9 protein-coding genes and 1 tRNA gene are annotated in these 7846 nt (G+C 67.3%); 8 read left to right on the forward strand and 2 right to left on the reverse strand.

Annotated features, from left to right (window positions below; translation table 11 throughout):
* The first annotated feature begins 202 nt into the window (after window positions 1–202).
* Window positions 203–1372 carry a DesA family fatty acid desaturase gene (locus C667_RS17765; protein WP_004373022.1) on the forward strand — a complete coding sequence of 390 codons (1170 nt, stop codon included), beginning with the start codon at window positions 203–205 and terminating at the stop codon, window positions 1370–1372.
* Window positions 1373–1387: 15 nt separating this feature from the next.
* Here the strand turns inward: C667_RS17765 and queD are convergent, their stop codons facing one another.
* Window positions 1388–1831 carry a 6-carboxytetrahydropterin synthase QueD gene (queD, locus tag C667_RS17770; protein WP_004373025.1) on the reverse strand — a complete coding sequence of 148 codons (444 nt, stop codon included), beginning with the start codon at window positions 1829–1831 and terminating at the stop codon, window positions 1388–1390.
* An 87-nt stretch (window positions 1832–1918) separates the two neighbouring features.
* On the opposite strand from queD, the gene C667_RS17775 reads away from it, so the two are divergent.
* A complete protein-coding gene (locus tag C667_RS17775) occupies window positions 1919–2797 on the forward strand; it encodes a radical SAM protein (RefSeq protein WP_004373028.1) in 879 nt (292 codons plus the stop codon).
* 17 nt (window positions 2798–2814) lie between these two features.
* Here C667_RS17775 and C667_RS17780 read toward each other — a convergent pair whose 3' ends face one another.
* A complete protein-coding gene (locus C667_RS17780) occupies window positions 2815–3108 on the reverse strand; it encodes a helix-turn-helix domain-containing protein (RefSeq protein ID WP_004373031.1) in 294 nt (97 codons plus the stop codon).
* 492 nt (window positions 3109–3600) lie between these two features.
* On the opposite strand from C667_RS17780, the gene C667_RS17785 reads away from it, so the two are divergent.
* The 6 genes from C667_RS17785 (at window position 3601) to C667_RS17810 (ending at window position 7737) form a co-directional block, all read left to right on the forward strand.
* Window positions 3601–3694, forward strand: a tRNA-Ser gene (locus C667_RS17785).
* A 131-nt stretch (window positions 3695–3825) separates the two neighbouring features.
* Entirely contained in the window at window positions 3826–4137 is a 312-nt protein-coding gene (locus tag C667_RS17790; RefSeq protein ID WP_004373034.1) for a DUF5710 domain-containing protein, read from the forward strand.
* Between the two features lie 17 nt (window positions 4138–4154).
* Window positions 4155–4766 (forward strand): 3'-5' exonuclease, encoded by a 612-nt coding sequence (locus tag C667_RS17795; protein WP_004373037.1) that lies wholly within the window; start codon window positions 4155–4157, stop codon window positions 4764–4766.
* 24 nt (window positions 4767–4790) lie between these two features.
* The gene (arfB, locus tag C667_RS17800) at window positions 4791–5195 is read left to right on the forward strand and encodes an alternative ribosome rescue aminoacyl-tRNA hydrolase ArfB (RefSeq protein WP_004373040.1); all 405 of its coding nucleotides are present in this window, start codon (window positions 4791–4793) and stop codon (window positions 5193–5195) included.
* Window positions 5196–5791: 596 nt separating this feature from the next.
* Window positions 5792–6472, forward strand: coding sequence for a cobalamin B12-binding domain-containing protein (locus C667_RS17805; protein ID WP_004373042.1), 681 nt, complete (start codon window positions 5792–5794; stop codon window positions 6470–6472).
* Complete coding sequence (locus C667_RS17810; RefSeq protein WP_211207731.1) at window positions 6469–7737, forward strand: uroporphyrinogen decarboxylase family protein; 1269 nt, start codon at window positions 6469–6471, stop codon at window positions 7735–7737. Before C667_RS17805 ends, C667_RS17810 begins: the two co-directional genes overlap by 4 nt.
* Window positions 7738–7846: the final 109 nt, after the last annotated feature.

Raw genomic sequence — 7846 nt, forward strand, 5'->3', positions numbered from 1 at the left:
CAGGGCGCATTCGCGGCTGCCGCCGCTCCTACATTAAACCGGAGCCGTGGTGGTTCTTGTAGGAGCGCCGGCAGGCGCGAAAGCGAAGCTGGAATGACCCTTGCCGTGATGGGGTGTGGTAACAGTTCCCGGACCTGGTCCAATTCCGAGCGGGCCTGCGTAGAATCGGGGCGCTGCTCACTTCTTCCGGACGTTTCCGCGCATGTACAACGGTTTGTTCGATCTCCCCTGGTGGGGCTACGTGGTGGTGGCCCTCGCGCTCACCCACGTCACCATCGTCGCCGTCACCGTCTTCCTGCACCGCCATCAGGCCCACCGCGCGCTCGAGCTGCATGCGCTGCCCAGCCACTTCTTCCGCCTCTGGCTGTGGCTGACCACCGGCATGGTGACCAGGGAGTGGGTGGCGATCCACCGCAAGCACCACGCCAAGTGCGAGACCGTGGAGGACCCGCACAGCCCGCAGACGCGCGGTTTGCGAAAGGTGCTGTGGGAGGGCGCGGAGCTCTACCGCGCCGAGGCGAAGAACGCCGAGACCCTGCAGCGCTACGGGCATGGCACGCCCGACGACTGGCTCGAGTGCAAGGTCTACCGCCACTCCGTCCTCGGCGTCGCCGTCATGCTGGTGGTCGATCTCGTCGCCTTCGGCGCGCTCGGGTTGACGATCTGGGCGGTGCAGATGGCGTGGATCCCGTTCTGGGCGGCGGGGGTGGTCAATGGCGTGGGGCACTTCTGGGGCTACCGCAACTACGATTGCGACGACGCCTCGCGCAACCTCCTGCCCTGGGGCATCCTGATCGGCGGCGAGGAGTTGCACAACAACCACCACAGCTTCGCAACCTCGGCCAAGCTGTCCGCGAAGTGGTACGAGTTCGACATCGGCTGGATGTACATCCGCGTGCTCGAGCTGCTCGGCCTGGCGAAGGTCAGGAAGACGATCCCCCGGCCCAGGTTCGGCGAGGCCAAGGCGGTGCCCGATCTCGACACCTTGCAGGCGATCGTGACCCACCGCTACGACGTGATGACGCGCTATGTGCGCTCGCTGGGCGAGGTTTTTGCCGACGAGGCGCGGCGGCTGCGCGAGGCGCACGGTCTGGCGCTGAGCGCGCGCCGGCTGCGGCGCTGGGTGCTGGGTGGCGAGCTGCGCGGGCTGGACGAGGCCCAGCGCAGGCAGCTGGAGCAGGCGGTCGAGGGCAGCCCTGCGCTGCGTACCGTGGTGGCGATGCGCGACGAACTTGCCGCGCTGTGGTCGCGCTCGAATGCCAGCCGCGACCAGCTGCTCGCGCAGCTGCAGGACTGGGTGACACGCGCCGAGCGCAGCGGCATCCGCCAGCTGCAGGAGTTCTCGCTGCGGCTGCGCAGCTATGCTTGCTGAGGCGTGAGGCGCGGCTCAGTCGCGCAGGGCGTCGGCCCAGCAGTTGGGGGTCTCGTAGAGGCGCACGCGCTCGAGCCTGAGGTGGTTGCCGTAGGTGTCGCGGTAGGCCGGGTCGAGGATGCGGAAGGCCTCGGCGGCGAGGTTCTCGGCGGTGGGGACGACATCGAGCACCACGGTCTTGTGGCCGGGGATCGCGGCCAGCATGTCGAGCACCAGGTGGTCGCCGCGATAGGCCAGGAAGGCGTGGTCCCAGGGACCGACGACGTATTCGTTGGCGATGCGCTTCACGTCGGCGAAGTCCATCACCATGCCGTTGACCGGCACACCGTCGGCCTTGATGATGTCGCCCGACAGCGTCACCTCCAGCGCGTAGCGGTGGCCGTGCAGATGCCGGCACTGGCTGGCGTGGTCCGGAATCCGGTGTCCGGCGTCGAATTCGAGGCGGCGGGTGATGCGCATGGCGGGTCTCTCTGGAAAGGCAGCGGAGTATAGCACCGGGGCGCCTGCACCGATCCCGCGTATTTTCCGCAAGTGGTTGAACAAACGATGAATTCTTCCCAAGGGCGGCCGCTCGGCGCGTCCGCGCCCCTGACGGTGCGCAACCACGATCGCGACCTCGCCGGGCTGACCTACGTCTATCCGGTGCTGTCGCGCCGCGCCGGCGGGGTGTCGATCGGCATCAACCTGAACCCGAACAACGCCTGCAACTGGCATTGCGCCTACTGCCAGGTGCCCGAGCTGGTGCGCGGCAAGGCGCCGGAGATCGACCTGGCCCGGCTCGAGGGGGAGCTGCGCGGCTTTCTCGCCGACCTGATCCACGGCAGCTGGATGGCGCGCCACGTGCCCGAGGGCGCGCGGGTGATCCGCGACATCGCCTTCTCGGGAAATGGCGAGGCGACCAGCGCCGCAGTCTTCCCCGAGGCGGTCGCGCTGGTGCTGCGGCTGCGCGACGAGTTCGGCCTGTCGCCGCTGGCCGTGCCGGTGCGCCTGATCACCAACGGCAGCCTGCTCGCGCAGGCGCGTGTGCAGGAGGGCGTGCGCCGCCTGGGCGACGCCGGCGGCGAGGTGTGGTTCAAGGTGGACGGCGGCAGCGCCGAGGCGATCGAGCGCATCAACGGGGTGCGGCTCGAACCCGCGGCGGTGGCGCGCAACCTGGCACGCTGCGCAGCGCTGTGCCCGACCTGGGTGCAGACCTGTATGTTCCGCTGGGACGGTGCGCTGCCGTCGAGCGCGGACATCGACGCCTGGCTGGCGCTGCTCGAAGCCGCCGGCACCGAGCGCCTGCGCGGGGTGCTGCTGTACGGCGTGGCGCGGCCGTCGATGCAGCCGGAGGCGCCGCGGATCTCGACGCTGACGGTGGATGAGCTCGAGGCGATCGCCGGGCGCGCCCGAAAAAAAGGGCTGACGGTACGCGTCAGCCCTTGATTGCGCGCGGCATGCGCTCAGCGCTCCTTGCGCTTGGCGCGTGCTTCCTTCTTGAGGGTCTTGTAGAGCTCGGGGTTGGTCGTCTTGAGGTACTCGGCGACCTCGACGTCGTCGCGCTTGACCTTGTTGATGTCGATCTGCTCGACGTGGACCAGACGCAGCAAGGCCTGCACCGGGCGGGGAATGTTGCGGCCGCTCTCGTAGCGGGAGCCGCCGCTCTGGGTCACGCCGATCTTGGACCAGAACTGCGACTGGTTCAGGCCGAGCTTGCGGCGAATTTCACGTACATCCAGCTTTTCATTTGCTTTCATGGAGATTTCCTCGAGTTTGCATGGCTCCGGGCCACCCCGGATTCGATGCGGACAGGATCCTGCCTATGACTAAGGTCATAGAACGCATGCAGTATAGGTTAGTATCCGCGCTACATACAAAATAGATTTTGGCGTATTTACCAAAAAAAGCATTAAAAAGGCGTCTTGTTGATTTTGTTTCAATCCGGCGAGCAAAATTTCACGCCTTGGCCAACACCGCGAACCTTATTCACCTGAGTTTTGGATAGGACGATGGCACGGATAGTTCAGAAGTTCGGTGTCGCCTCGGTACGAAACCCCGAACGCATCCGACGCGGCGGGTTGCGAGCTGCTGTGCGCAGGGCGATCGCGTGGCGGTCCTTGCAGCGGCGATCGGCGCTGCGAGCGGGTGCCGGGCGGCGCTCGCCCGCAAGGTGGTGCGCCGCCGCATAGGTGCGTCCGATCAACGTTTGACCGGCAGTCACGAACTCGCTATGATCGCGCCTTCCTGATGGAGACGTGGCCGAGAGGTCGAAGGCACTCCCCTGCTAAGGGAGCATGCGGGCTAAAACTCGCATCGAGGGTTCGAATCCCTCCGTCTCCGCCAAGGCACTGAAGCCCCTGATCCACAAAGGGGCTTTTTTGCGTCTACGTTGCGCCGGAGGGCGCCCGTTCCCGTTCCCATCCTCGCTGCCGGGGCCGACCCTGTCGGCCCCCAAGCTCCCACCCGGTGACCCCATGCGACACGACCTGAAGGTGCCCTTCGCCGAAAAGGACCAGGCCAAGAAGCTCGGCGCGCGCTGGGACGCCGCGCGCAAGCGCTGGTATATCGATGGCAGCCTCGATCCGGCGGTGTTCGCCCGCTGGCAGCCGGCGCCGCACGATGCCTCGGCTGCGGCAGCGCCGGCCCCGGCGTCCCGGCGGGCGGCGTCGGCAAGCGCCGAGGCCAAGGTGCAGGTGGGGAGCCGCTACGTGGCGCTGCCGCGGGTGTGCGACTGCCTGCCCTGGGAAGATTGCGACGCCTGCCGCCTTCAGGCCTGGCCGAAATAGACGGGGAGGGCGCGAGCATGGAAGCGGTGGCGGTGATCGACTTCGAGACCACGGGGCTGTCGCCCGCGCAGGGCGACCGCGCGACCGAGGTCGCCGCGGTGATCGTGCAGGACGGGCGAGTGGTGGATCGCTACCAGAGCCTGATGAACGCGGGCGTGCGCATCCCGGCCTACATCGAATCGCTGACCGGGATCTCCAACGCGATGATCCGCAGCGCACCGCCTGCCGCGCAGGTGATGCGCGAGGTCGCGGACTTCGTCGGCGGCATCCCCATGGTCGCGCACAACGCCGCGTTCGATGCGAAGTTCTGGGACGCGGAGCTCGCCCGCATCGAGCGCACGCGCGCGCAGGACTTCGTGTGCTCGCTGCTGCTGTCGCGCCGCCTGTTCCCGCTCGCCCCCAGCCACCGGCTCGGCGCGCTGGTCGAGTACGCCCGGCTGCCGGTCGCCGGCCGCTTCCACCGCGCGCTCGCCGACGCCGAGATGGCGGCCAGCCTGCTGCTTCGGCTCGAAGACGAGCTGCGCCTGCGCCACCAGGTGGCGCAGGTGTCGGTGGCGCTGCTGTGTCGCATCCAGCGCGCGTCGAAGGCACAGCTGCCGAAGTGCCTGGCGGCGGCGCGTGGTGTCTGAAGCTCGACCGGGAGGGATGGAGCGATGACGCCGCACTGGACGCTCTCCCCCGATGAGGTCGAGATCACCGCGATCCGCGCCCAGGGTGCCGGCGGCCAGAACGTCAACAAGGTGTCGAGCGCGGTGCATCTGCGCTTCGACATCGCCGCCTCCAGCCTGCCCGAGGAGATCCGGGCGCGGCTGCTGCAGCTGCGCGACCAGCGCATCAGCAAGGACGGCGTCGTGATCATCAAGGCACAGAAGTTCCGCAGCCTGGAGAAGAACCGCGCCGAGGCGCTGCGCCGGCTGGAGGAGCTGATCGAGCGCGTCGCGGCCCCGCCGAAGGACCGCCGCCCGACGCGACCGACGCGCGCCTCGGTCACCCGCAGGCTGGAGGGCAAGGCGCGGCGGTCGTCGGTGAAGGCCGCGCGCGGAAGGGTGAGCGAGTGAGCGCCAGACCTGCGACCCCCGATCAGTCCACCTCTGCCGGACGCGCCTGAAGGCCCCGAGCTCGCGCCGCGCTGCGAATGCGGTGCCGATGCAGTGACTGCGGGTGACCCGGTCGAGTGCGACTGGGCCGGACGCACCGACTCCACATCGGCGTCGGTGCCGGTGCGCCGGGCTTGCGACAGGCGATGAGGGGCATCGCATCCACGCCCATATCGCGATCACGGTGCCGTCGCCGCTGCTCGTACGCGTGATCGAGCGCGCCTGTCCGCTCCTCGGGTGAGGGCGCGCCGCGGACACGGTCCGGACATCGGGCGGTCAGGGGTAAACGGGGAGTGGACAACCGGTGAAGCTTCACTATACTGCGGTAACTGAATAACTGTTCATTCATCGCCAGGTCCGCTATCCGCTTCACTGGAAAAGCCTTGTACGAGCCATCGAGCGATTCCTCCATCTCCATGGCGCGATGTGCTGGAGATCGACGCGAGTCTGGTCCCGGGTGGTCGTGCTGTCCGAGGAATCGTGGGGCACCGAAGCAGAAAAATGCTGGCGGGACGTCAGGCTGACGATCCGCGCACGAACCAAAGGAGGAGACAAGCATGGATATCGAGGAAATCCTGAGCGGCCTGGAGGGCGACGAGCGCGATCTGGTCGCCTGGCTCGCCGACATGAACGAGGATGACGCGCTGGCGCTCGCCAACCGGATGCTGTTCGAAGACACGAAGGATCCGCTGCGCGTGCTCGAGCTGTGCCGCATGGCGATGGATATTGTCGGCAAGCGTTTCGAGGAGGGCGAATACTTTCTCCCCGAGTTGGTCCTCGCCGGCGAAATGCTCGACCAGGTCGGGGCGATCGCCAAGCCGCTGCTGGCGGACGGCGAGGGCGGCGGCGCGAAGAAGCTGGGCCGGGTGCTGGTGGGCACGGTGCATGGCGACCTCCACGACATCGGCAAGAACATCGTCAGCTTCATGCTCGACATCAACGGCTACGAGGTGCGCGACATCGGTATCGACGTGCCGGTGGCGACGTTCATCGACGAGGTGCGCAGCTTCAAGCCCGACGTCGTCGCCTTGTCGGGCTTTCTGACCCTGGCGTTCGACTCGATGAAGGAGACGGTCGAGGCGTTCGAGAGGGAGGGGCTGCGCAGCCAGTTCAAGATCATGGTCGGTGGTGGCCAGATCGACGAGGCCGTGCGTGCCTATACCGGTGCGGATGCCTTCGGCGTCAATGCGGTGGAAGCGGTCAACCTCTGCAACAGATGGCTGCGGGTGGCGGCATGAACGCGCCGATCCAGCCGAATGCCGTCGCCCAGGCGGCCCACGACGTGCGCTGGCAGCGCATCCTCGACTGCGTCGCACTGAAGCAGCCCGACCGCATGCCGACCGCGTTCTACGCCACCTTCTGGCTTGCCAAGAAGTACGGAGGCATCAGCTGCAAGGAGCTGATGTACGACTACGAAAAGACCAAGGAACTGGCCGAGCGCGCGGTGCTCGAGTTCGAACCCGACGCCTGCGCTCCGATTGTGGCGGCGGTGGCTTCCGGGCGCTCGTTGGAGGCGATCGGCTTCAAGCAGCTTCAGTGGCCTGGCCATGGCGTCGACGAGAACCAGCCCTTCCAGTACCTCGATCGGGAATACATGTTGGCCGACGAGTACGACGAGTTCCTGTTCGATCCGACCGGCTTCTATCTGCACAAGTACCTTCCGCGGGTGGCAAGTGCCTTCGAGGGCATCGACCAACTGCCGATCTTCCCCGGCCTGCATTACTTCCGCCTCATCAACGGCATCCGCCCGTTCGCCAAGCCGGAGGTGCGCGCCAGCTTCGAGCGCATCATCCGTGCCGCGGAAGAGGTGGAGACGTTTGCCGGTCACGCCGCCGACTTCAACGCGCGCATCAAGGCCCAGGGCTTCCCGCTGATCAACGGCGTCAACGCCGTCTCGCCGTACGACTTCATCGCCGACTACTTCCGTGGCGCCACCGGGATGATGAAGGATCTCTACCGCAAGAAGGACAAGCTGCTCGAATTGCTCGACAAGGCCTCGATCTTCCTGACCCGGCAGACCATCGCGACCGCGCGGGCCTCCGGCCATCCGATCGTGATGATCCCGATCCACTGGGCGCCCGACGCCTTCATGTCGGACAAGCAGTTCCAGACCTTCTGGTGGCCGCCGTTCCGCAGGATGCTGCTCGGCCTGATCGACGCCGACCTGATCCCGATGCCGCTGTGGGAGGCGGACTGCACGAAGCGCCTGGAGACGATCCGCGACATCCCCGCCGGCAAGTGCATCTACTGGTTCGAGCGCACCGACATGGTCAGGGCACACGAGGTGTTGGGCGACGTGGTCGCGCTGCGCGGCAACCTGTCGCCGTCGCTGCTGACGACCGGACGGCCGGAAGAGGTCGATGCCGCGGTCAAGCATCTGGTGGACAAGGTCTGGAACAAGGGCGGCAAGCTGATCCTGGACGCCGCATTCGGCATTCCCGACGAGACCCCGGTCGAGAACGTGCGCGCGATGTACGCCGCCGCGCGCCGGTACGCGGGCTGAAGCGCCCGCCCGCCCGGAGCCTGCGACCATGGCCGTACCGAGCTGCGCGAGCCTGCTGCGCCGCTTGCCCCCGCCGGCGCCCGACGAGCGCCCCGGGGCGCAGCGCCGG

The organism is Thauera phenylacetica B4P (genome assembly GCF_000310225.1).
GTDB lineage: Bacteria > Pseudomonadota > Gammaproteobacteria > Burkholderiales > Rhodocyclaceae > Thauera > Thauera phenylacetica.

Excerpts from the sequence above, each read along its gene's own strand:
- C667_RS17810 (WP_211207731.1), top strand. The coding sequence starts at position 6,469 with ATGAACGCGCCGATCCAGCCGAATGCCGTCGCCCAGGCGGCCCACGAC.
- arfB (WP_004373040.1), top strand. The coding sequence starts at position 4,791 with ATGACGCCGCACTGGACGCTCTCCCCCGATGAGGTCGAGATCACCGCG.
- queD (WP_004373025.1), bottom strand. The coding sequence starts at position 1,831 with ATGCGCATCACCCGCCGCCTCGAATTCGACGCCGGACACCGGATTCCG.
- C667_RS17795 (WP_004373037.1), top strand. The coding sequence starts at position 4,155 with ATGGAAGCGGTGGCGGTGATCGACTTCGAGACCACGGGGCTGTCGCCC.
- C667_RS17780 (WP_004373031.1), bottom strand. The coding sequence starts at position 3,108 with ATGAAAGCAAATGAAAAGCTGGATGTACGTGAAATTCGCCGCAAGCTC.
- C667_RS17775 (WP_004373028.1), top strand. The coding sequence starts at position 1,919 with ATGAATTCTTCCCAAGGGCGGCCGCTCGGCGCGTCCGCGCCCCTGACG.
- C667_RS17805 (WP_004373042.1), top strand. The coding sequence starts at position 5,792 with ATGGATATCGAGGAAATCCTGAGCGGCCTGGAGGGCGACGAGCGCGAT.
- C667_RS17765 (WP_004373022.1), top strand. The coding sequence starts at position 203 with ATGTACAACGGTTTGTTCGATCTCCCCTGGTGGGGCTACGTGGTGGTG.
- C667_RS17790 (WP_004373034.1), top strand. The coding sequence starts at position 3,826 with ATGCGACACGACCTGAAGGTGCCCTTCGCCGAAAAGGACCAGGCCAAG.